21 protein-coding genes are annotated in these 22,355 nt (G+C 35.0%); all 21 read right to left on the reverse strand.

Annotated elements, in window-relative coordinates; genetic code table 11:
- Positions 1-18 precede the first annotated feature (18 nt).
- Positions 19-885 (reverse strand): prolipoprotein diacylglyceryl transferase, encoded by an 867-nt coding sequence (lgt, locus tag BP18_RS07055; RefSeq protein ID WP_007721530.1) that lies wholly within the window; start codon positions 883-885, stop codon positions 19-21.
- A 16-nt stretch (positions 886-901) separates the two neighbouring features.
- A complete protein-coding gene (hprK, locus tag BP18_RS07060; protein ID WP_007721532.1) occupies positions 902-1,834 on the reverse strand; it encodes an HPr(Ser) kinase/phosphatase in 933 nt (310 codons plus the stop codon).
- A 222-nt stretch (positions 1,835-2,056) separates the two neighbouring features.
- A complete protein-coding gene (locus tag BP18_RS07065) occupies positions 2,057-2,407 on the reverse strand; it encodes a phage holin family protein (RefSeq protein ID WP_007721534.1) in 351 nt (116 codons plus the stop codon).
- Entirely contained in the window at positions 2,407-2,712 is a 306-nt protein-coding gene (locus BP18_RS07070) for a PspC domain-containing protein (protein WP_007721535.1), read from the reverse strand. The genes BP18_RS07065 and BP18_RS07070 overlap by 1 nt, the downstream gene beginning before the upstream one ends.
- Positions 2,713-2,753: 41 nt before the next feature.
- Entirely contained in the window at positions 2,754-4,337 is a 1,584-nt protein-coding gene (gene liaX / locus BP18_RS07075) for a daptomycin-sensing surface protein LiaX (protein WP_029277392.1), read from the reverse strand.
- A 325-nt stretch (positions 4,338-4,662) separates the two neighbouring features.
- Entirely contained in the window at positions 4,663-7,512 is a 2,850-nt protein-coding gene (gene uvrA, locus BP18_RS07080; RefSeq protein ID WP_007721539.1) for an excinuclease ABC subunit UvrA, read from the reverse strand.
- 153 nt (positions 7,513-7,665) lie between these two features.
- Positions 7,666-8,310 (reverse strand): HD domain-containing protein, encoded by a 645-nt coding sequence (locus BP18_RS07085; protein ID WP_007721541.1) that lies wholly within the window; start codon positions 8,308-8,310, stop codon positions 7,666-7,668.
- A gap of 142 nt (positions 8,311-8,452) precedes the next feature.
- Entirely contained in the window at positions 8,453-9,079 is a 627-nt protein-coding gene (phoU, locus tag BP18_RS07090; RefSeq protein ID WP_407921357.1) for a phosphate signaling complex protein PhoU, read from the reverse strand.
- Between the two features lie 95 nt (positions 9,080-9,174).
- Complete coding sequence (pstB, locus tag BP18_RS07095) at positions 9,175-9,939, reverse strand: phosphate ABC transporter ATP-binding protein PstB (protein ID WP_007721545.1); 765 nt, start codon at positions 9,937-9,939, stop codon at positions 9,175-9,177.
- A 12-nt stretch (positions 9,940-9,951) separates the two neighbouring features.
- Positions 9,952-10,755: a phosphate ABC transporter ATP-binding protein PstB gene (pstB, locus tag BP18_RS07100; RefSeq protein WP_035050521.1), complete on the reverse strand. Its 804-nt coding sequence runs from the start codon at positions 10,753-10,755 to the stop codon at positions 9,952-9,954.
- Positions 10,756-10,811: 56 nt separating this feature from the next.
- Positions 10,812-11,696 carry a phosphate ABC transporter permease PstA gene (gene pstA, locus BP18_RS07105; protein WP_007721547.1) on the reverse strand — a complete coding sequence of 295 codons (885 nt, stop codon included), beginning with the start codon at positions 11,694-11,696 and terminating at the stop codon, positions 10,812-10,814.
- Positions 11,696-12,616 (reverse strand): phosphate ABC transporter permease subunit PstC, encoded by a 921-nt coding sequence (gene pstC / locus BP18_RS07110; RefSeq protein WP_007721548.1) that lies wholly within the window; start codon positions 12,614-12,616, stop codon positions 11,696-11,698. The genes pstA (BP18_RS07105) and pstC (BP18_RS07110) overlap by 1 nt, the downstream gene beginning before the upstream one ends.
- A 116-nt stretch (positions 12,617-12,732) precedes the next feature.
- On the reverse strand, positions 12,733-13,596 hold the full coding sequence (locus BP18_RS07115) for a phosphate ABC transporter substrate-binding protein PstS family protein (protein WP_007721549.1): 864 nt from the start codon (positions 13,594-13,596) through the stop codon (positions 12,733-12,735).
- A gap of 276 nt (positions 13,597-13,872) precedes the next feature.
- The gene (phoU, locus tag BP18_RS07120) at positions 13,873-14,553 is read right to left on the reverse strand and encodes a phosphate signaling complex protein PhoU (protein WP_029277395.1); all 681 of its coding nucleotides are present in this window, start codon (positions 14,551-14,553) and stop codon (positions 13,873-13,875) included.
- 15 nt (positions 14,554-14,568) lie between these two features.
- On the reverse strand, positions 14,569-15,321 hold the full coding sequence (pstB, locus tag BP18_RS07125) for a phosphate ABC transporter ATP-binding protein PstB (protein ID WP_035050524.1): 753 nt from the start codon (positions 15,319-15,321) through the stop codon (positions 14,569-14,571).
- Positions 15,321-16,136 carry a phosphate ABC transporter permease PstA gene (pstA, locus tag BP18_RS07130; RefSeq protein WP_029277397.1) on the reverse strand — a complete coding sequence of 272 codons (816 nt, stop codon included), beginning with the start codon at positions 16,134-16,136 and terminating at the stop codon, positions 15,321-15,323. Before pstA (BP18_RS07130) ends, pstB (BP18_RS07125) begins: the two co-directional genes overlap by 1 nt.
- 2 nt (positions 16,137-16,138) lie before the next feature.
- Entirely contained in the window at positions 16,139-16,999 is an 861-nt protein-coding gene (gene pstC / locus BP18_RS07135) for a phosphate ABC transporter permease subunit PstC (RefSeq protein ID WP_007721571.1), read from the reverse strand.
- Between the two features lie 239 nt (positions 17,000-17,238).
- Complete coding sequence (locus BP18_RS07140; protein ID WP_007721573.1) at positions 17,239-18,141, reverse strand: substrate-binding domain-containing protein; 903 nt, start codon at positions 18,139-18,141, stop codon at positions 17,239-17,241.
- A gap of 275 nt (positions 18,142-18,416) precedes the next feature.
- Positions 18,417-20,192, reverse strand: coding sequence for a two-component system histidine kinase PnpS (gene pnpS / locus BP18_RS07145; protein ID WP_029277399.1), 1,776 nt, complete (start codon positions 20,190-20,192; stop codon positions 18,417-18,419).
- Positions 20,189-20,917 carry a response regulator transcription factor gene (locus tag BP18_RS07150; protein WP_007721576.1) on the reverse strand — a complete coding sequence of 243 codons (729 nt, stop codon included), beginning with the start codon at positions 20,915-20,917 and terminating at the stop codon, positions 20,189-20,191. Before BP18_RS07150 ends, pnpS begins: the two co-directional genes overlap by 4 nt.
- 51 nt (positions 20,918-20,968) lie before the next feature.
- Positions 20,969-22,147: a PDZ domain-containing protein gene (locus BP18_RS07155; protein WP_035050525.1), complete on the reverse strand. Its 1,179-nt coding sequence runs from the start codon at positions 22,145-22,147 to the stop codon at positions 20,969-20,971.
- Between the last annotated feature and the right edge of the window lie 208 nt (positions 22,148-22,355).

The following is a 22,355-nucleotide window of genomic DNA, read 5'->3' on the forward strand; positions in this document are numbered from 1 at the left end:
CAGACTCCTTTGTATCGATTACTTCTTTTTTAAATTTTTCGTACTTTTATTCTTTTTTTGCGGCTTCATTCCATCTGTGTAATATGGAACAGGTGGATAATCTCTTCTTCTATAGATCCATAGACAAATTGCTCCTACAAATAAAACTAATGATAAGGCTTGTGATACACGTAAGAAGTCAAAAATCCATAAACTGTCTGTTCTAAGGCCCTCAATAAAGAATCGCCCAAATGAATACCAAAGAACATAACTCAAAGCCACTTCACCTTGTCGCAGCAAGTGTTTTTTATTGCGTAAAACAACGATCAATACAAAACCTGCTAGACTCCAAAGTGATTCGTAAAGAAAAGTAGGGTGGTAGTAAACACCGTTGATTTCCATTTGCTTGATAATAAATTCTGGCAAAAATAAATTTTCTAAAAATGATCTTGTTACTTCTCCGCCATGTGCTTCTTGGTTCATAAAATTGCCCCAGCGGCCAAGAGCTTGAGCAAGTAACACATTAGGTGCTAAAATGTCTAGCATCAACCAAATTGGAATACCTTTCTTTTTTGTATACCAGTATACTGTTAATCCCCCAGCTATTAAGCCGCCATAAATCGCTATACCACCATTCCAAATTGCAATGATCTGGCTAGGATTTTCAAGATAATATCCTAGTTCAAACAAGACATAATACAACCGTGCTCCAATAAAAGCTATCGGTAATGCCCAAAGAGCCATATCCACGATATGATCTCCTTCGATTCCTCTTTTTTCTGCTTCTCGAGTACTTAGAAAAATAGCTGAAAAAATTCCTACAGCTATAATGATTCCATACCAATACACATCCAGAGGTCCTAATGAAAAGGCAATTGGATTAATTGCCCCTAACAAATTGCTCATCTTCTAATCTCCATTCTTACTGTTCAATTGAATTTTTTTCAATCAATTTTTCTAAATTTCGCTCAAAAGTTTCAGTAGCATTATACCCCATGATTTTTGCTCTGGTATTCATAGCTGCACTCTCAATAATAACAGCTAAATTCCGTCCAGTTCTAACAGGAATAGAAATTTTTGGAACATCTACGTCTAAAATACGTTTTTTTTCTTCTCCGCTGCCTAATCTGTCATACGTTTTTTCTTTGTCCCATAGTTCTAAATTTACCACTAAATTAACCGTTTTGCTTAATCTAATGGAACCCACCCCAAACAAATTCACGACGTCTATAATACCGATTCCACGAATCTCCATTAAATGACTTAAAATTTCAGGTGGCTCCCCAATAATTATTCTATCCATTTGGTACATTTCAACGCGATCATCTGCTACGAGTCTATGTCCTCTTTTAATTAATTCTAAGGCCGTTTCACTTTTACCTACACCGCTATCTCCAGTAATCATAACACCCATTCCGTATATATCTACCAATACACCATGTAGAGATATTCGTTCGGCTAACTGTGCTTCTAGAAAATTCGTTACATTACTTGATAATCGTGTTGTAGATTGCATAGAAGAAAGTAACGGAATTCCTTTTTCAGTAGTTGCTTGTATCAATTCTTTTGGAGGTGTTAATCCTCTTGAAATTAGAAAAGCTGGGGTATCCACTTGACACATTCTTCGCATAACAATTAACCGCTCATCGCTAGTCATTTGTTCAGAAAATGATATTTCTGTCCTACCAAATAATTGAATGCGTTCTTGAGGATAATAGTTAAAATAGCCAGTAAGTTCTAGACCTGGTCGTGAAATATCCTCTGTTAAAATCTTACGATCAAGAAATTCCTCTCCGTTATGTACTTTTAACTCCAAAGTGTCTACTAATTGTTTAACCGTTACACTTTCTGCCATATTTTTTTCTCCTCTATTTAAAGATCATTTTTTTATTCTTAGATTTAATCATTAAAAAAACTATTATATAACTTTCATTTTAACATTTTAATCATTCCGTTTAAAGGAAATAGAAAGAAAAGCTAATCAAATAGTAAAATGATTTAAGTTCTTTTATTTCCCAACTTTTTTGAGTAAAAAATAAAAAAGGATCAGAACAATTTCATTCTGATCCTAGTCTATTTAATTAGGTTGTCTGAATTGACTATTTAGCACCATATTGACTAATGACACTAACATAGCAATGAGCATAGTCGCACCAAACGATGAAAATTCAAATCCGCTACCTATAATGAAAGAGGTCAAACTCAACATTGTTGCATTTATGACTATCGTAAATAATCCTAACGTTAATAAAGTAATAGGCAGCGAGAGGATAAATAATATGGGTTTAACAGCCATATTCAGTATTGCCAAGACAATACTAGCTCCTAACGATACCCAAAAACTTTCTACATAGAACATATTTTGCAAAAGACCAGCTAATGCTAGAAAAAGTACCGCATTAACAATAATTTTTTGCCAAAATCTCACTAAAAGTCACTCCAGTCTTCTTCTTTAACTTTTTCAGCTTCCTTGCGCGGAGCATGATGTTCTGGTCCTTTAGCACCTGGTTTAAACCCATAAGATTTTGGATTTTTTGTGTTGCCGTTTATAGGTGCTTCTGGAATCACAATCGCTAATACGATATAAAGAATAAATGGCGAACCTACTCCAATTAGTGTAGCAGCTCCATAAATGATACGAAGCAATGTTGGGTCAAAGCCAAAATATTCTGCAACTCCAGCTAGTACACCACTTACCATTTTATTATCTCTTGATTTCGTTAATTTTTTCATTTACATTCACCTCTTTTATAGTTTATCACTACTTAATAATTTTATTCTACTTCTTTCAACAAGATATTTCCTGTTGTTGTTTCTAATTTTAATATTAATGATTGAGTATCGGCTATTCTTCTAAATTCCAAAAGTTGACTTGTGCGGTCTTTTCTTTCTTTTAATGTTTCAAGATTTTCAACTCGATTTTGGATGGTTCCTAAATTGCTTTTCGCTTCGCCTTCTACGCTATAGTTTTTAGGGAAAGACACTTTCACACTGCCATTTACAGAAGATGCTGCAAGACGTGTTAAATCTTCACCTTCTAAAGTAACCTTTACTGTTCCGTTTACTGTTGAAAGGTTTCCGCTCTTAATTTTACCACGGGTAACGATTCCACCATTTACGCTTTTAACCATCAGATCTCTTACTGTGCTGTCTAACACTGTAACTGTACCATTAACGCCATCCGTTTCCAACATTGTCGCTGTAAGATTTTGGAAAAAGACATTTCCATTTGTACATTTAATATAAAAATCTTTTCCTTCAAAATCTTCAAATTTCACATTTCCATTTAAAAGACTGATTGCGGTATGATCATACACTCTTTCAGGAAGGTAAAAAACTAAGTCACAACGTAACCGTTTATTTGGAACGTGGAACAACATTTTTTCATCTGTCACTTCCACTGTGCTTCGTTTTTCAAAGGCTTCTAAAGGAGTTGCCGTGTCTATTTTGCCGTAGATTTTAATTTCAGCTTCTACTTTGATATCTTGGCTGTCCCAATTTTTAAATAAGACATTTCCGTTTGCAACTTTTACATCAAGAATAGAGGCAGAACTTTCTGGGTAATTAAATTCATGTGTAAATTTAGTTGAAGCTAAACCAGGAACACGAACATTTACATCTTTCCAATCCATATTCTCAATCACTGTTGAGAAGGTGTTTTTCATGAACTTGCCAAATTGATTTCCAGTATCGACCACTTTGCCCGTTACTTGATTCAACGTTTCGTCCATTGTTTCTTTCCAATCTTCGGGTATCTCAAATTTTTCTGAAATTTGTTTCTTTTGAGTTCCCCATTGTTTTCTTTTTACTGTTTTCAATTGGTTTTCTAGTTCTGATTTATCTTCTTCTAAGTCTTCCAATTGAGCTTTCAATTCATTTATCTCATTTTTCATTTGATTCATCTCTGGTAATTTTTCAGGATTCAATCCCTCTAAATCTTCTTTTGTTTCAAGTACCATTAATTTTTCTTGAACCAATCTAAGTTTGCTTTTGATCATAGCAATTTCAAGATTTTTTTCATCTAATTTAACAGAATAAGATGAGGCTTCATTTGCTAAACTTTCTAAGATTTTTTCTAGTTGTTCGCGATCTTTTTGTTCTTCGTTAGAAAAATTTTCATCTTGACCGTCTTCATCTGATTGTGAAAATGCAGGATCCTCTGTTGAGTCTTCAAAAGAAGAGTCTTCAGGAGTTTTAGGTGGAGTTGGCTGTGGTTCCTCAACATGAGTATGCGCATTTTCTTTCTTAATTGCTTCTTTACCTTCTTTTTTCGCTGCGTTTTCTAGTAAAACTAACGCTTCTTCAGTAGAAATAATTCCTTGTTTAACTAATTCGAGTATTCTTTCTCTTTGTTTCATGGTCAGTTCCTCCTTAAAGTTTTCCAATTCATTCAGTAATAATTGATTGATAATAGTTAGCGGTTATTTTTAGGCTGTGCTTTGTTGTTATCATCATTATGCGTCATCTAAGGAAGTTTGTCATAGGACTTAAGTACGATTTTATTGTCGTTACATAGTCTGAACAGGAGGGCAACTTTTCACGTCTAGTTTAACATGAAACAAAGTTATTTAAAAAAAGAAACACTTTAAAAAGGATAAACCAACCGATAACGAATCCGGTTGGTCTATCCTTTTCAAATTTTTTATTAGCTAACAATTGGTTTACTTATAGAGAATTATTGGATTAGTTCACACTTTCTCCACGTTTTTTATCTCTTTTCAAGATTTCAGCTAAATACATACCAGTGTAACTTTTCTTAACCTTAGCTACTTCTTCTGGTGTACCTGTAGCAATAATGGTACCACCACCAGCTCCACCTTCAGGACCTAAATCAATCACGTAATCGGCTGTTTTGATGACATCCAAATTATGTTCAATAACTAAGACCGTATTTCCCGCTTCTACTAATCGATTTAACACTACTAGTAAACGTGCGATATCGTCTGTGTGCAATCCCGTAGTTGGTTCATCCAAGATATAGAAATTATCCCCATTAGAACTTTTGCGCAATTCACTAGCTAGCTTCATACGTTGGGCTTCCCCACCTGACAATGTAGTCGCAGGCTGACCAAGGGTGACATATCCGAGTCCCACATCAATAATTGTTTGAATTTTCTTACGAATTTTAGGTACGTTTTCGAAAAAGACAACAGCTTCTTCTACTGTCATATTTAAGACGTCAGAAATATTCTTACCTTTGTATCTCACTTCTAAAGTTTCAGAATTGTAACGTGTCCCATGACATATTTCACATGGTACATACACATCAGGCAGGAAATGCATTTCAATTTTTAAAATCCCATCTCCTCGGCATGCTTCACAACGTCCACCTTTAACATTGAAACTAAAGCGACCTTTTTTATACCCTCTTATTTTAGCTTCATTTGTTTGGGCAAACAAATCACGTATATCATCAAATACACTCGTGTAAGTCGCTGGGTTACTTCTAGGCGTACGTCCTATTGGGCTTTGATCAATATCAATCACTTTTTCTAAGCCTTTATGCCCTTCTATCGATTTGTATTTTCCGGGCTTTTGTTTTGAACGATTTAAATCACGAGACAAAGTCTTTTTCAAAACAGCATTGACTAAAGAACTTTTACCCGAACCTGAAACACCTGTAACTGCTATAAAACGACTAAGTGGAAAATCTACATTCACATTTTTTAAGTTATTTTCAGCAGCTCCTTTGACACGAATGAATCCTTTATCTTCTGTACGACGCTCTTTTGGAACAGGTATAAATTTTTTACCTAACAAATAGGCTCCTGTTAAGGAATTTTCATTATTAGCAACTTCATCCGGTGTTCCAATCGCCATGATTTCGCCGCCCTTTTCGCCGGCTCCTGGACCTATATCAATTAAATAATCGGCTGCTCTCATGGTGTCTTCATCATGTTCAACCACGATAAGAGTATTTCCTAAATCACGCATTTTTTGCAAGGATTCAATTAAGCGATTATTATCTCTTTGGTGCAATCCTATTGAAGGTTCATCCAAGATATATAAAACACCTGATAAATTAGAGCCAATCTGAGTTGCTAAACGGATGCGCTGCGCCTCTCCACCAGATAAGGTTCCAGCAGTTCGGCTCAATGTTAGATAATTTAGGCCAACATTTTTCAAGAATGACAAGCGGTCATTTACTTCTTTCAAAATAGGCTTTGCAATCATCTGTTCTTGCTCAGACATCGGCAAGTCAGTAAAAAATTGGATGGAGTCTTCAATAGGGTATCCGCATACTTCTCCAATATCTTTGCCCGCTACTTTTACAGAAAGAGCTTCTGGATTTAATCTTTTTCCACCACAAGATTGGCAAGTTAATTCAGTCATATACAACCGCATTTGATCTCTTGTGAAGTCACTGTTTGTTTCACGGTAGCGTCTTTCAATATTGCGAAGAACACCTTCAAAGGGAATATCAACATCTCGTACACCACCAAAATCATTTTTATGATGAAAATGGAACAGTTTTCCTTTTGAGCCGTGCAAAACAAAGGCTTGATCTTCTTCCGACATCTCTTCAAATGGAATTGTTTGATCAATGTTAAAGTGGTTACACGCTTGTTCTAACATTTGTGGGTAGTAATTCGAACTAATTGGGTTCCATGGTAACAGAGCGCCTTCTTTTAAAGTTAAGCTTTTATCTGGAACGACCAAATCAATATCAACTTCTAGCTTCACACCTAATCCATCACAATCAGGACAAGAACCAAAAGGAGCATTAAACGAAAATAATCGGGGTTCTAATTCGCCTACACTAAACCCACAATAAGGGCATGAATAGTGCTCACTAAAAAGAACTTCTTCTTGTCCCATAATATCCGCAATAGCATAACCCTCCGCTAAACGTAAAGCAGCTTCAAACGAGTCAAATAAGCGCGACCGAATACCTTCCTTTACGACTATCCGATCAATGACAATTTCAATATCGTGTTTTTTATTCTTATCTAATTCAATTTCATCGGTAATATCATACATTTCTTTATCTACACGAACACGAACATAGCCTTCAGATTTAATTTTATCAAAAATTTTCTTGTGCTGGCCTTTTTTTCCTGTAACAATGGGAGCCAACAACTGAATTTTAGTCCGCTCTGGGTACTCTAGTATACGGTCTACCATTTGTTCAACGGTCTGACTAGCAATTTCAGTTCCATCATTTGGACAAATAGGATGACCGATACGAGCGTATAACAGTCTTAAATAATCATTGATTTCTGTTACCGTTCCCACTGTCGAACGAGGATTTTTACTCGTTGTTTTTTGGTCAATAGAGATAGCTGGACTTAATCCATCTATACTGTCGACATCTGGTTTATCCATCTGACCAAGAAATTGACGAGCGTAAGCAGAAAGGCTTTCAACATAGCGTCTTTGTCCTTCTGCATATAATGTATCGAACGCTAAAGAACTTTTGCCAGATCCTGATAATCCTGTCACGACAACTAATTTATCTCTAGGTATAGTTACGTCAATATTTTTTAAATTATGTGAACGCGCGCCCCTGACGGTAATTTTATCATGTGCCATATGCTTACTTCCTTTTGAGTTATTTTTTACGCTTCTACTTTATAGATAAGTTTAGTTTAACGAAAACACAAAAAATAGGATAGCAAGATGCATCCTATTCTTATCCTATTAGTTTATCACAACTTATTAATTTTGGCGAACGTTTGTTCACAATTAATCTGCTAGCGAATCTGAAACGATTCGTTGTGTTATCTTTTGCAATTGATCTTGATTCGTAAAGTTTCCACTTAATAAATCAGGCAGTACTTCTTTCAAGAAATAGTGTGTACTAGCCAAATGCCTAAACTCTAAAATTGTTTGCAAAGATTCTTCATATATTTCAGTAAATACCCGTTCAGGATTTCCTTTTTGAATTTCTCCAAAAGATTCATATAATAAATCTACTTTGTCTGAAACAGATAAAATTTGACCTTCTAACGTATCATCTTTTCCTTCTTTTAATCGTTCGAAATATACAGCTTGAAATTCTGTTGGAATCTCTTTTTTTATAAAGTTCTCTGTCATAGAGTCTTCTACATCCGCTAACATTTCTCTTAGTTCCGGGGTAGCGTATTTAACAGGCGTTTTTATATCCCCAATGAATAACTCTGTATAGTCATGATTGAGCGCTTTTTCATATAAAGCACGCCAATCAACCACGTTTCCCGCTTGTTCTTCTACAGTTCCTAAAAATTGAGCAATTTGAGTCACTTTAAAAGAATGGGCTGCGACAGAGTGATCTTCGTATTTAAACTTTCCAGGACAGCGAAATATATTTTCCAAATCACTCAAGCTTTTAATGTATTGATGCATTCCCATCTCATTTCATTCCTTCCCTTTGGTAAATTTTTATAATCCTAACATAGAAAACCAAATAAAGCAAAAGATGCTTGGTTTTACGCATCTCATTATGAGCCTAAAAAAGCGACTGGAATAGTATTCCAGTCGCTTTTTTTACTATTTAATTTATGGGTGTGTTTTTATTGTGGGTATTTAATTCCACAACTTTTCCTGAATTCAAGTACACAATCCATTCAGAGATATTTGTAACATAATCACCAATTCGTTCTAGGTATCCCGCTACAAGCATGTAATCGGATCCTCCTAATACGATTTCTGAATCAATTTTCATATGTTCAATACAATCCGAATGAATTTTTTTTGCATCTTTATCTACTGCTCTATCGCTTAAAGCTACTTCTTTAGCTTTTGCTGTATCAAAATTTATATAGGCATCTAAAACACCTTGAACCATTACTTTAACTTTTTCAGACATCTCAGCAATTTCTGCTTCGACTTCATAAATACGTTTATTTCCTTTTACTCGAATAGTCGATTTTGCAATACTAACCGCGTGGTCGCCCATTCGCTCAAGATCTGCACAAGCTTTCATGACTGTTACAATTTTTCTTAAGTCAGTCGTTACCGGTTGTTGCAAAGCAATCATTTCAAAACATTGTTTTTCTAGATCAGTTTCACGTCTATTGATTTCTATGTCGCCATCAATTACTTGTTGAGCAAGTTCCTTATCATGGTTTATAAATGCTTTTACTGATTTATAAATAGCTTCATTGACCATTTTGCCCATTTCAAAAAAATGAACGTGTAAATCGTTTAATTCTTCTTCAAATACGCGTCTCACTTTCCATCACTCCTATACCATTTTCTTAATTATGCAACGAATTACCCAAAACGTCCAGAAATATAGTCGTCAGTTTCTTTTTCTTTTGGTCTTGTAAAAATTTGTCTTGTTTCTCCATACTCAATTAAATGCCCATTTAAGAAAAAGGCTGTGTTATCTGAAATTCTTGAAGCTTGTTGCATGTTATGAGTAACAATTATCATCGTGTAATCTTTTTTTAGTTCTAATAACATATTTTCAATTTTTGCACTTGATATTGGATCTAAAGCACTTGTTGGCTCATCGAGCAAAATAACAGATGGTTCAATCGCTAATACGCGTGCGATACAAACCCGTTGTTGTTGTCCCCCTGAAAGTGAAAGAGCACTTTTATGCAATTTATCTTTAACATCTTCCCAAACGGCTGCTTTTTTTAGGCTTTCTTCAACAATAGCATCAATTTTTGCTTTGTCTTTCATTCCTGCTATTTTTAAACCGTAAGCAACATTTTCATATATTGAAAACGGGAATGGGTTAGGCTGTTGAAACACCATTCCCACTTTTTTTCTTAACTCAACGGTATCCATCTTAGGACTATAAATTTCTTTGTCTTCAAATTTTACGTTACCAGTAATAGTGACATCTGGAATCAAATCATTCATACGGTTCAGTGTTCTTAGAAATGTTGATTTCCCACAACCACTTGGTCCAATTAAAGCAGTTATTTCTTTAGGCTTAAAATTAAGCGATACACCTTTTAATGCTTCATTTTTTCCATAATACAAATGAACGTCATTCGATTCAATAATAAATTTTTCGTTGCTCACTATTTTTTCCTCCTAACCAAAATGACCAGATACATAATCTTCTGTTGCTTGAATTTTTGGACGAGTAAATACTTTTCTCGTTTCATCGTACTCAATAACATTTCCAACATAAAAGAAAGCTGTATAGTCACTGATTCTTGAAGCTTGTTGCATGTTGTGAGTAACAATAACAATTGAATAATCTTCTTTCAATTGCAGCAATGTTTCTTCTACTTGACTAGTAGAAATGGGGTCCAATGCACTTGCAGGTTCATCTAGCAATAAAATATCTGGTTTAAGAGCAATAGCTCTTGCGATACATAAGCGTTGTTGTCCACCAGATAATGCTAAGGCACTTTTATTTAATTGATCTTTTACTTGATCCCATAAAGCAGCTTGTTTTAAACTTGTTTCCACCGCTTCATCTAACGTATTTTTATCTTTGATTCCATGTCTACGTAATGCAAAAGCAATATTATCATAAATTGATTTACTAAAAGGATTAGGGCGTTGAAATACCATTCCAATATTTTTACGCATTTCATATACATCGATATTTGAAGCATTTACATCAATACCTTTATAAATGATTTTCCCTGTCACTTTAGCAGATTCAATTTCATCATTCATACGATTTAACGAACGCAGATAAGTTGATTTACCACATCCACTAGGACCAATAAGAGAAGTGATTTTGTTTTCCTCGAATTCCAACGAAACCCCTTTGATGGCTTCATTGTCTCCATACCATACATGCAAATCTTCGGTAGATAAGTCAATTTTTTTGTCAGCGGACATTTTTAAAATATTTGTTTCTAAGTTAGTTTGATTGGGCATTGCTTAAATCCTCCTTGTCTAACTGAATCCTTGTTACACACTAGCTCTTGCGTTCATTAAGCAGAAGTAGCTTTCTTTTGTAGTTTTTTCCCTAGATAACGAGCTACTACATTAAACAACAATACTGCAAGAACTAAAACAGCGGAAGCTCCTGCTGACACTTGCGCTCCGTCAGGCATAACCCCTTCACTATTGATTTTCCAAATATGAACAGCTAAGGTTTCAGCTGGTCGCATGATGTTTAATGGACTAGTGATTGATTGCGGGTTCCAGTTGGCAAAATCTAGTGCAGGTGCACTTTGTCCAGCTGTATAGATCAAAGCAGCTGCTTCACCAAAAATACGTCCAGCGGCTAAAATCATACCTGTTAAAATACCTGGTATTGCTGCAGGTAAAATAATACGAGTGACCGTTTCCCACCGAGATAAACCTAAAGCTAATCCTGCTTCTCTTTGAACACCAGGTATAGCTTGCAGAGAATCTTCTATCGTTCTTGTCAATAAAGGCAAATTAAAAATAGTTAATGCCAATGCTCCTGAAAGAATAGAGAATCCAAAATCAAATTGAATAACAAAAATTAAGAAACCAAAAAGTCCTACAACTACAGAAGGTAAAGAACTCAACACTTCTATCGCTGTTCTAATAATATCTGTTAACCAATTTTGTTTTGCATATTCAGACAGATAAATTGCTGCTCCTAAAGCTAAAGGCGTGCTAATTAGCATCGTCAAGAACAATAAGTAAAATGAATTAAATAATTGAATTCCAATCCCACCGCCAACTTGAAAAGATTTTGCTGGTTGAGTTAAAAATTCCCACGAAATTTGCGGTAAGCCTCGAATTAAAATAAAAGCTAATAAGCTAAATAAAATAAGAACGATGAATATTGATAAAGCATACAAGACGCCGACTGCGAATTTATCCCATTTTTTTGCGCTCATTATTTCATAGCCCCTTTCTTACCAATCCAACGCGTTAAGATGTTAAAGAATAATGCCATGATCATTAAAATTAAAGCAAGAGACCAAAGGACATTGTTTTCTAGTGTACCCATAACGGTATTTCCCATACTCATAGTTAAGATACTTGTTAATGTTGAAGCAGGTGTAACTAAACTTGTCGGCATTAAAGCCGCATTCCCAATAACCATTTGAACCGCTAAGGCTTCTCCAAACGCACGAGCCATCCCAAAAACAACAGCTGTTAGCAATCCAGGCATTGCACTTCTCAAAACTACTTTATAAATCGTTTGCCATCTTGTTGCACCCATAGCTAGAGAAGCTTCACGGTAATATCTTGGTACAGAATTTAAAGCATCTACCGCCATACTTGTTACAGTTGGCAAAATCATTACAAATAATACGAAAGTAGAAGATAGAATACCAAATCCAGTACCGCCAAAAACAGAACGAACAACAGGAACAACCACGGTCAAACCAATAAATCCATAAACAACCGATGGTATTCCTACTAATAATTCAACTACTGGCTGTAGAACTTTTTTCCCAGTAGATGGAGAGATTTCCGTCATAAAAATGGCCGCACCAATTGCAAAAGGTGTTGCTAATACTGCTGAAAGCAAGGTAACTAAAAATGATCCTGTAATCATTGGAAGTGCTCCAACAAGTGGTTGACCATTTTCACCAACATTACCAGGACTCCATACAGAACCTGTCAGGAAGCCCCAAAAAGAAACGCCATCTGTGAAGAATGTAGAAAGTCCTTTGCTAGTAACAAAATACAAAATTGAGACAACTACAAATACGATAATAGCGATACAAATAAAACTAACTGTTTTTCCTAATTTTTCCAGTCTGCCTTTTTTTGAGTTTCCAAGTAATTTTGCTTGAATCTCTTCCAAAAGAAGCCCTCCTCTTATATCAAATATAACAAGTTGAAAGACGGCTTTTCTATTGAATAGTCGTCTTCAATCCATGCTATCTATTAATTTTCTAATACTGTTATTTATTGATTTACTTATTCTACGGGCACTGTATTTCCCTCAACATCTCGTTCTACTTCCATTTGGCTAGTTGGTATATATCCCAACGCTCCAATTAATGTTGCTTGAATATCATCAGACATAATGTAATCAATGAATTCTTTCGTCAATCCAGTAGGTTCTCCATGAGTATACATATGCTCATAAGACCAAATCAACCACTCATTTGTTTTTACATTTTCGTCTGTTGGCTCTACTCCATTAATTGTTAATGCTTCAACATCATCGTTTACATACGAAAAAGCAACATAACTGATTGTTCCAGGAGTATTTGCCACGATTTGTCTTACTGTACCGCTTGACTCTTGTTCTTGTGTGATAATACTATTTTGTCCTTCTTCTAAAACCCATTGTTCAAATGTAGCACGTGTTCCACTACCAGATGCACGGTTTAAAACCGTTATCGGTAAATCTTTCCCGCCTAATTCTGACCAATTCGTAATTTTACCTGTGAATATCTTTTGTAATTCTTCTATACTAACATCAGTAACTCCTGTACCTGGTGTAACAATTGGCGTAATGCCTACAACCGCCACACGATGATCTACTAATTTAGAGGCGTCTATACCATCTTTTTCTTCTGCAAAAATATCTGAATTTCCGATTTCTACTGCATCTGCAGCAATTTGACTTAAGCCTGTTCCACTACCTCCACCTTGTACGTTAATAAACTTCCCAACATTTTCAGCACCATATTGTTCACCGGCTGCTTCTACAAGTGGTTGCAATGCAGATGATCCAACTGCAGTAATCGATTCCTCTTCTACTACTGGACCGCATGCTGTCAGAATAAATGCAAATGCAATAGTTAACATAAGTCGACTATTTTTTAGTTTCATTTTATACCTCCTAGGTATTTAGCTAAATTACATACTTCTTAATAATAACCTACTATTGTAAATATTAAATAGCATAATTGTAAATTTTATGTAAACCCACTTTACATTCTATTATTATTCTATCTTTTTTAAATTAAAAGAGCAAAGAAAATAGCGTCAAATTGAGTTTTATCTCTATTTGACGCTAGTTTATCCTATTCATCCTACAAATAAGTTAATGAGGACTTTTTCATCTAATCCCAACCCTATTAACCATCCTTCTTACCTAATTGCTATCTAATGTTTGCTTGTATTTAATTCTACAACTTTACCTGTTTTCAAATAAACAATCCACTCACAAATATTAGTAACATAATCACCCATCCGTTTTAAATACCGCGCTACCAACATGTAATCTGTAGCTCCTAGAACTAATTCTGGATCGACTTTCATTTCATCAATACATTGTCGATAAATTTCATAAAACTCAAAATCAATAGCATTAATAGCTGTTGCGAGATTTTTCGCTTTGTTAGCATCTTCTTTAATATATGCTTCTAGCACACCTTCAACCATTACTTTTACTTTTTCTGAAAGTTCAGCTATCTCTGCTTCGATTTTTGGAACTCGTTTAGTACCTTTAACTCGAATAGTCGATTTCGCCACACTCACTGCATGGTCTCCCATTCTCTCTAAATCGGCGCAAGCTTTCATGACTGTTACTATCTTCCGCAAATCACTTGTAACCGGTTGTTGCAGTGCAATCAATTCAAAACATTTCTTTTCTAACTCTGTTTCGCGTGTATTGATTAGTACATCATTTTCAATAACTTCTTGGGCTAGTTCTCTATCATGATTAATAAAAGCCTTAACCGACTTATAAATGGCCTCATTAACCATCATACCCATTTCCGAAAAATGAACATGTAAGTCTGCAAGTTCTTCTTCAAATACTTTTCTCAATTCATTTTCCTCCATCTATTATTAGAATAGTTAACCAAAACGACCTGAAATATAATCTTCTGTTTCTTTTTGTTTTGGATTTGTAAATATTTTTCTCGTCTCGCCAGTTTCAACAATTTTTCCATTCAAGAAAAAGGCTGTTCTATCTGAAACACGAGAAGCTTGCTGCATATTATGTGTGACCATTACAATCGTATACTTCTCTTTTAAAACTGTAACTAGCTCTTCGATTTTAGCTGTTGAGATAGGGTCCAAAGCACTTGTAGGCTCATCCATTAGTAAAATCTCAGGTTCAACCGCTAAAGCACGTGCAATACAGATTCGTTGTTGCTGTCCGCCGGATAACGATAAGGCACTTTTTTTCAGATCATTTTTCACTTCATCCCATATAGCTGCTCCGCGAAGACTTTTTTCAACTAATGCATCCAATGTATTTTTATCCTTAATACCATGTGTTCGTGGCCCATAAGCTATATTATCATAAATACTCATCGGAAACGGGTTTGGTTGTTGAAAAACCATACCAACTTTTTTGCGCAGCTCATTAACATCAAAATCTTTTTTATAGATATTATTTTCATCTAGTAAAATTTCACCTTCAATTTTACAGCCTTCAATTAGATCATTCATCCGGTTTAAACTTTTAATCAAGGTTGATTTGCCACAACCAGATGGCCCAATAAAAGCAGTAATTTGATTTTTAGGAATTTCTAAATTAACATTATGCAAAGCTTGAAATTCACCATAAAATAAATCCATATTTTTTATACTTAATTTACTCATTACTTTGTCCCCTTTGTCAGTCTATTACTCAAAAATGTTGACAACCCATTAATCATTAACACAACGACGATTAAAATGACCCCCGTTGCGTAGGATTCATTTACATGCATCCCTTCACTTGATAAGACGTACATATGCAACGCTAACGTTCTTCCTGAAGAAAACAGACTGTCTGGTAAGTTGGTCGAACTTCCGAGCGTGTACAATAACGCTGCTGTTTCACCTACAACTCGTCCACTTGCAAGAATCACACCAGATAAAATTCCTGGCATTGAAACTGGTAAAATAACTCTAAAAATCGTTCTTAATTTGCCAGCACCTAAAGCAAAACTAGCTTCTCTTAACGAATCATTTACCGCTAGTAATGCTTCTTCTGTTGAACGAATAATCAATGGTAAAACCATAATCACAGAAGTCAGTACTCCAGCTAAAACTGAATATTGAAAGTTCAAAAAGGTAACGAAAAATAACATTCCAAACAATCCATACACAATTGACGGTACTGCTGCTAAAGTGTCTGTTGCAATCCGCACAATTCCAACGACTTTATTGCCTTTTTTTGCATACTCTACTAAATAGAAACCTGTAAACACACCAATAGGAGTCGCAATCACTAACGTCATGCCTACCACGATCAAGGTTGTAATTAATGAAGGCATCAAAGATACATTATCTGTCGTATACTTCCAAGCGAACATATCAAGGTTAAGGTAAGGTATTCCTTTAATTAATATAAATCCGACAACATAAAAGAGTGACCCAAAAGTTATGGCTGCTGCTAAATAAATGAACCCTCTCGTTAATTTGCTGGCCATCATTATTTAGCCCCCTTTTTCTTAATAATCAAGAACGTCCCATTAATGATTAAGATGAATACAAATAGCACCACTGCCGTTGCAATGAGTGCCTCTCTATGCTCACCACTTGCATAAGCCATTTCCAGTACAATGTTTGTTGTCAAAGTACGAACGCCTAAAGTTAAACTTTCTGGCATAATGGGTTGATTTCCCGCAATTAAGACAACTGCCATCGTTTCTCCGATGGCACGTCCGATTCCTAAAATAACAGAAGAGACGATTCCAGACTTAGCAGCTGGTACAACAACTCTCATAACAGACCGTTCGTGTGTCGCTCCTAGGGCCATACTTCCTGTGTAATAACTTCTCGGAACAGCTCGGATAGATGATTCTGACAAGCCAATGATTGTTGGAAGTATCATGATTCCCAGTAAGATGATTGCTGTCAGCATATTCATTCCGGTACCGCCGACAAATTGTCGCATGATCGGAACAATCGCTTGCAATGCAAAGAATCCATAAACAATAGAAGGTATCGCGGCCATTAAGTTGACTGCCGGTTTCAAGATTTTATGCAACCATACCGGACAAAATTCAGCCATAAAAATAGAAGTTAAAATTCCTATAGGCACTCCAACGATAATAGCACCAAAGGTTACAGCTAAAGATCCCATGATCATTGGCAATATACCAAATGAGGCTGGTGTATTAGATGGTGACCATTTTTGGCCGAATAAAAATTCCGACAACCCATAATCAAGTATAAATGGAACGCCACCTGCAAAAATAAAAATACAGATTAAAATGATGGCTAAGACTGATGTCAATGCAGATACAAAAAAGACACCTTTCATAAATCCATCTAATTTTTTCGTTTTCATAGAGTTCTCCTTTAACATAAAACAGAATAAATCATTCATAAATACAGTTGTTTTCAATTGCATTTATGGATAATTGTAAATAATTTTTACCTACTTTTATCCCCATAAATGAAAACCAACCTATCTTTATTTTTATCTATCAACAGGTTGGATTCATTTGTCAATTTCCCAATTGACAAAAATTCAATTTATAAAAATACCCAGAACCATTCTGGGTATTTTTAGTTTATACCTAATGATTATTTAGCAATTTCGTCCCATGTTGTTACTTCACCTGTAAAAATTTGCTTAACTTGTTCCATTGTTAAATCTTCAATAGAGTTTTCAGTATTAACGATTACTGCAATACCGTCAATCGCAATCGGTTCAGCAGTCAAGACTTCTAATTCTTCGTCTTTTAGTTCACGAGAAGCCATTCCAATATCAGCTGATCCGTCCATTGCAGCTGTCATACCAGCCGAAGAACCATTTGATGTAACATCGATTGTGACATCTGGATTAAGTGCTGTATAACCTTCAACTAAAACTTCCATTACAGGTGTTACAGAAGTAGATCCGACAACACTTATTTTCCCTGACATACCATCAGTTGCTTCATATGCAGGAGCATCCGTTACAGCTTCAACATAACCTTCACCAACAACGATTTCTTGTCCTTCAGCACTCATGATGTAACTCCAGAAATCTTGTGCTACTTCGCTTAATTCTCCATTATGAGCAAGATTAAATGGACGAGCAATTGCATAGGAATTATCTTGAACAGTTTCAGCTGTTGCTTCTATTCCTTCAATATTCACGGCCTTAACACTATCATCTAATGAACCTAATGAAATATACCCAATTGATGTAGGATCTCCAGCAACGGTTGTCATAACACCGCTAGTACTATTTTGAATCGTTGCTGCAGAGTAAGTATTATCTGTTTCATTATCTCCGTCTTTTACTAGCACACCTGTAATTTCTGTAAATGCTCCACGAGTACCTGAACCGTCTTCTCTTGAAATAACATTGATTGTTTGAGAAGCATCAAATCCTCCTGCATCTTTTGATGAATCTGTTGAACCTGAATCAGCTCCACAAGCTGCTAATGTTAATCCTACGCCCATTGTTAAAGTCAGTTTTGATAGTTTTGTAATAGTCATATTTCCCATCCTTTTCAGTTATAATGTTGGACACTTTTACCCCTCGTCCACATAACCCATCTTACCCAATGAATATTAATTTTAGCCTCACTTCATGTAATGTTTTTGTTGATTTTTGTAAAGAGTGTTAAAATTTTGTAAATGCTTTACAGTCTATTTGCATACAAAAAAAACCTCAAGAAATTAATCCCAAGGTTTTTCGGCTTCAAACTATTTATTAGACAATCATTTTTAAATAGCAACTTCTCTTTCATTATTACTAGTAAGCTCTGTCATCATTTCGGTTGAATAGGCAATTTGACAATAAAAGTGGTTCCTAATCCAAGCTTACTCTCAACCGTAATAAATCCATTCAAGTTTTCAACTAAATACTTAACAATGGATAAGCCTAGACCAGTTCCACCAGAATTACGACTACGGGCTTTGTCTACTCTATAAAAACGTTCAAAAATTCGATCTTGCTCGTCTTCAGGTATTCCTATTCCATTATCTGAAACCTTGATAACAGCAAAATTATTTTCTTTTTTTATAGTGACTTCTACCTCGCCACTTTCTTGCGTATAAACAACTGCATTGTTGATTAGATTAGCTAATATTTGTTTTAAACGACTGCTGTCTCCAGTGATGAACAGGTTATCTTCTTCGATTATATTCAACTTCATTTTTTTCTCATCTGCTTTTTGCTTAACCAATTGAAATGTTGATATAACAGCTTCAGTAAGATTAATTTCTTCTATTTTAAGTGGGACTTGTTTCTGTTCCAACTTGGACAACTCTAGGATATCATTCACCAAAAAATCTAATCGACTGCTTTCAGCTAACATAATTTCTAAAAATTGTTTTAGGACTTCTTTATCTTCCATAGCTCCATCTAACAACGTTTCTGAAAAACCTTTAAGAGCTGTAACTGGCGTTTTTAATTCATGGGAAGCATTCGTTACAAAGTCCGTTCGCACTTTTTCTAATCTTCTAATCTCTGTAATATCATAAAGAAGTACGATTAAATTTTGCTCCCCCGGTTCTTTTCCATCAATTGGGACAATATTTGCATCAACAATTTTATCTTTAGGATAATAAAAATATATTTCATCATTTTGTTGTTCATTTTTTTGATAAGCCATTTCAATCATGTGGCTTAAGCCATAACTTTTTGTTGCTTCTACGTATGAATTTCCGACCAATTGACTGACATCTTCGCCTAAAATAACGCTCATTGCTGGATTGACCATTTTTATAATGCGGTGTTCATCAATTAGCATAACTCCGATAACAAGATGATTAATCAGTTCATACAGTCGTTTATCATTTTGAACTAGCTCTAAGTTTTGTTCTTCTAAACTAGTCGCTAGATCATTGATTGTTTCACCCAAATCAGCCACTTCTCCATAAGCATTACCTGTGTATCTAACTTCATATCTTTTATCTGAAAGACTTTCAGCGACTTCCATAATATCATTGATGGGTTTTGCTATACGTTTAGTTATAATAAGCGTAATAAAGGTAGTTAGGATAAGTGCCAGTACACTAAAAATCAACAGAGATTTTTTTATCTGTTCGCTGATTTGATTAATATCTGCAACTGGTCTAGCCAAACGTAAAACACCTAACAGTTCATCTTGTTTTCCGAATAATGGGACAGCGACATAATACAACGTTTCATTAGTACTTTTGCTTTTTCTAACAGAAGTTCCTATTTCGTCTCCTGCCAATACAGCTTTAAATTCTTCCCGATTGTTGTGATTTTCTAATACCTCTTTATTGGTTACAGAATCATAAACTACCACACCAGAAAGATCAATAACGGTTAATCTTTCTTCTGATTGCATATCCAGAGTGGCTAAACTAGTCGCTAAAGATGCTAGATTTGTTGTATTTTCAGTATCTAATTGAAGCATACTTGCAACTGTTTTCGCTTGCTTAATCAATGCTTCTTGTTGACTAGTACTAGCATATTCTTGCAATAAGTTCGTTGAGAAAATAACAATAGAAATACTAAAAATTGTAAATATCGCAATAAAGATGGCTAAAATTCGAAATTGGAGCTTTCTCATTTTTTTGGATCCTCAAACTTATAGCCGAAACCTCTAACCGTTCGAATATAAGTAGGATTTTTTGTATCAACTTCTATTTTTTCTCTTAAGTGACTAATATGCACATCCACTATCCGCGTTTCACCAGCGTAATCGAAATTCCATATAGCATCCAGCAACTGTTCTCTGCTCAAAATACGGTTAATTCGCTTAATCATATACATCAGTAATTCAAATTCTTTTGGTGTAACATCAACTTTTTCATCTCTAACAATTACTTCATACTGACTAGGATCAATTCGAATATCGCCTACTTGGACCAATTCAGCTTCTTCTTTTATAGTATCTTTAGTTTTTAAAGCTTCTTCTGCATTGCTTTTACTACTCATTCGTCTCATAATGGCTTTCATTCTAGCAAGTACTTCACGTGGACTAAATGGTTTTGTCATATAGTCATCTGCACCTAATTCGAGACCAATGATTTTTTCAAGTTCATCGTCTTTTGCTGTTAACATCATTATCGGTGCGTCAATTTTTTCTTGTCTCAACTTTTTACAAATATCCATACCACCCATTGATGGCAACATCAAATCTAAAATAATAAAATCATAAGCGTGTGCTAGTGCCATTTCATAACCTTCTAAGCCATCCAAAGCAGTATCTACATGGTAACCTTCTTTTTCTAGATTAAAAGCTAACAATGTTAAAATTGATTGTTCATCATCGACAATTAATACTTTTTTCATTTTTTATCCCGCCTATAAAAAAATTTTAATTTATAAGTTCCATAAACTAAATTACTTTGTTAAGATGACTACTCCGATTTCATGTGGAGAATCTGCATAGATCGCCGTTTCAGTTAACCGGAGTTCACCATCCACACCGCTAACTTTCAGATGGCAATAAACACTGTTTTTTGATAAAGCTTGATAAAAATCTGTTTCAGTTTCGATAGTAAGATTATTGCACTCAATAATAGTATCGCCAACCATTAAATTCATCTTTTCAGCTGGAGTATCTGGACGAATACCAATAATTTTTATTCCATTTTCAGCTGGTCCAAAAAGAACACTCCACTGTTTTTCGCGCTTACGGTGTCGGTCCAGGGTGATTAGTCCACCGACAATCAATAAGACAAAACCCGCAACCAAAGCATACGGAACCCAGAAAGAGCTAATCACACTAATCAAAGCAATTCCTAATAAAATCATTAAATCTTTAGCAATTTTTGAAACTGCTTCTTTTGGAATCTGAGACTGTACTGTAAATTGCAGGCCCATTAACACGGGAAGCCAAAAGAAAGAGTACTGTTCATTTCCAATTGAAAAGACTGGCCACCAGCTAAAGAAAGCATGAAAGCTTTCGCCTGGAACAACTAATAGTAACGGCAATACCCAAAATGGTTTAATAGGGTATTTCGCAATTTTTTTCCCACGTTTTGTTTTTAAAAACCGTGCTGATAGGTGACGATCAGCGGTTCTCTTAATTGTAAAAATAGAGGTTGCTAATAAGAAAATAAGTATAATAAACACATTCATTAATAACGGTTTCCCATTGAACTCAGCTTGACTTAATGGGTGGTACCAAGTGCTAGGCATAAAAGAAAAATCACTACTGTTTAACATAAATGATAGTCCTATTAGCAGTAAAGAACTTATTGAAAATGTAAATAAAGGGTGAATAAATCGATAGCCAAAAATCAAACTCACGATTGCTACGATTTGATAGATTATAATCCAATCCATTGTAACCGGAACTCCTATAATGGTTAACAGAATAGATCCAACTACTCCAAAAAGAAGTCCTAATAGTAAATAATTTTTAATTTCGTACAATGTATTATAAATTGCTACCCTATGATTGCTTCTTTCATGATTGATTCTACGATAACTTGTCCAAATCGTAAAAACCAATCCAATGATAAATACGGGTTGAACAAAAAATAGCGCTAGTGCAATAAAAAAATTTGCAGCCATTTACATCTACTCCTTTTCTGCTTCTTTTCTATTTTATCAAACTAATTCAATATAATCACGGATATATCCGTTTCTAAATATAGTTTACATGATTTTTACACTTAAAACAGTTTCTAGCTTATATTTCTTCTATTATCTGAAAAAAGCCTCCATACTTTTTGTTGTAGATAGTTGAATTTAGTTCATGTTTAACATTCTGGAGTAATAG

The organism is Carnobacterium jeotgali MS3, assembly GCF_000745125.1.
GTDB classification, from domain to species: domain Bacteria; phylum Bacillota; class Bacilli; order Lactobacillales; family Carnobacteriaceae; genus Carnobacterium_B; species Carnobacterium_B jeotgali.

What these genes read in the sequence shown, in the direction of transcription:
- lgt (WP_007721530.1), bottom strand. Translation starts at nt 885, where the DNA reads ATGAGCAATTTGTTAGGGGCAATTAATCCAATTGCCTTTTCATTAGGA.
- hprK (WP_007721532.1), bottom strand. Translation starts at nt 1,834, where the DNA reads ATGGCAGAAAGTGTAACGGTTAAACAATTAGTAGACACTTTGGAGTTA.
- BP18_RS07070 (WP_007721535.1), bottom strand. Translation starts at nt 2,712, where the DNA reads ATGAAAAAATTAACGAAATCAAGAGATAATAAAATGGTAAGTGGTGTA.
- liaX (WP_029277392.1), bottom strand. Translation starts at nt 4,337, where the DNA reads ATGAAACAAAGAGAAAGAATACTCGAATTAGTTAAACAAGGAATTATT.
- uvrA (WP_007721539.1), bottom strand. Translation starts at nt 7,512, where the DNA reads ATGGCACATGATAAAATTACCGTCAGGGGCGCGCGTTCACATAATTTA.
- BP18_RS07085 (WP_007721541.1), bottom strand. Translation starts at nt 8,310, where the DNA reads ATGGGAATGCATCAATACATTAAAAGCTTGAGTGATTTGGAAAATATA.
- phoU (WP_407921357.1), bottom strand. Translation starts at nt 9,079, where the DNA reads ATGGGCAAAATGGTCAATGAAGCTATTTATAAATCAGTAAAAGCATTT.
- pstB (WP_035050521.1), bottom strand. Translation starts at nt 10,755, where the DNA reads ATGCCCAATCAAACTAACTTAGAAACAAATATTTTAAAAATGTCCGCT.
- pstA (WP_007721547.1), bottom strand. Translation starts at nt 11,696, where the DNA reads ATGAGCGCAAAAAAATGGGATAAATTCGCAGTCGGCGTCTTGTATGCT.
- BP18_RS07115 (WP_007721549.1), bottom strand. Translation starts at nt 13,596, where the DNA reads ATGAAACTAAAAAATAGTCGACTTATGTTAACTATTGCATTTGCATTT.
- phoU (WP_029277395.1), bottom strand. Translation starts at nt 14,553, where the DNA reads ATGGAGGAAAATGAATTGAGAAAAGTATTTGAAGAAGAACTTGCAGAC.
- pstB (WP_035050524.1), bottom strand. Translation starts at nt 15,321, where the DNA reads ATGAGTAAATTAAGTATAAAAAATATGGATTTATTTTATGGTGAATTT.
- pstA (WP_029277397.1), bottom strand. Translation starts at nt 16,136, where the DNA reads ATGGCCAGCAAATTAACGAGAGGGTTCATTTATTTAGCAGCAGCCATA.
- pstC (WP_007721571.1), bottom strand. Translation starts at nt 16,999, where the DNA reads ATGAAAACGAAAAAATTAGATGGATTTATGAAAGGTGTCTTTTTTGTA.
- BP18_RS07140 (WP_007721573.1), bottom strand. Translation starts at nt 18,141, where the DNA reads ATGACTATTACAAAACTATCAAAACTGACTTTAACAATGGGCGTAGGA.
- pnpS (WP_029277399.1), bottom strand. Translation starts at nt 20,192, where the DNA reads ATGAGAAAGCTCCAATTTCGAATTTTAGCCATCTTTATTGCGATATTT.
- BP18_RS07150 (WP_007721576.1), bottom strand. Translation starts at nt 20,917, where the DNA reads ATGAAAAAAGTATTAATTGTCGATGATGAACAATCAATTTTAACATTG.
- BP18_RS07155 (WP_035050525.1), bottom strand. Translation starts at nt 22,147, where the DNA reads ATGGCTGCAAATTTTTTTATTGCACTAGCGCTATTTTTTGTTCAACCC.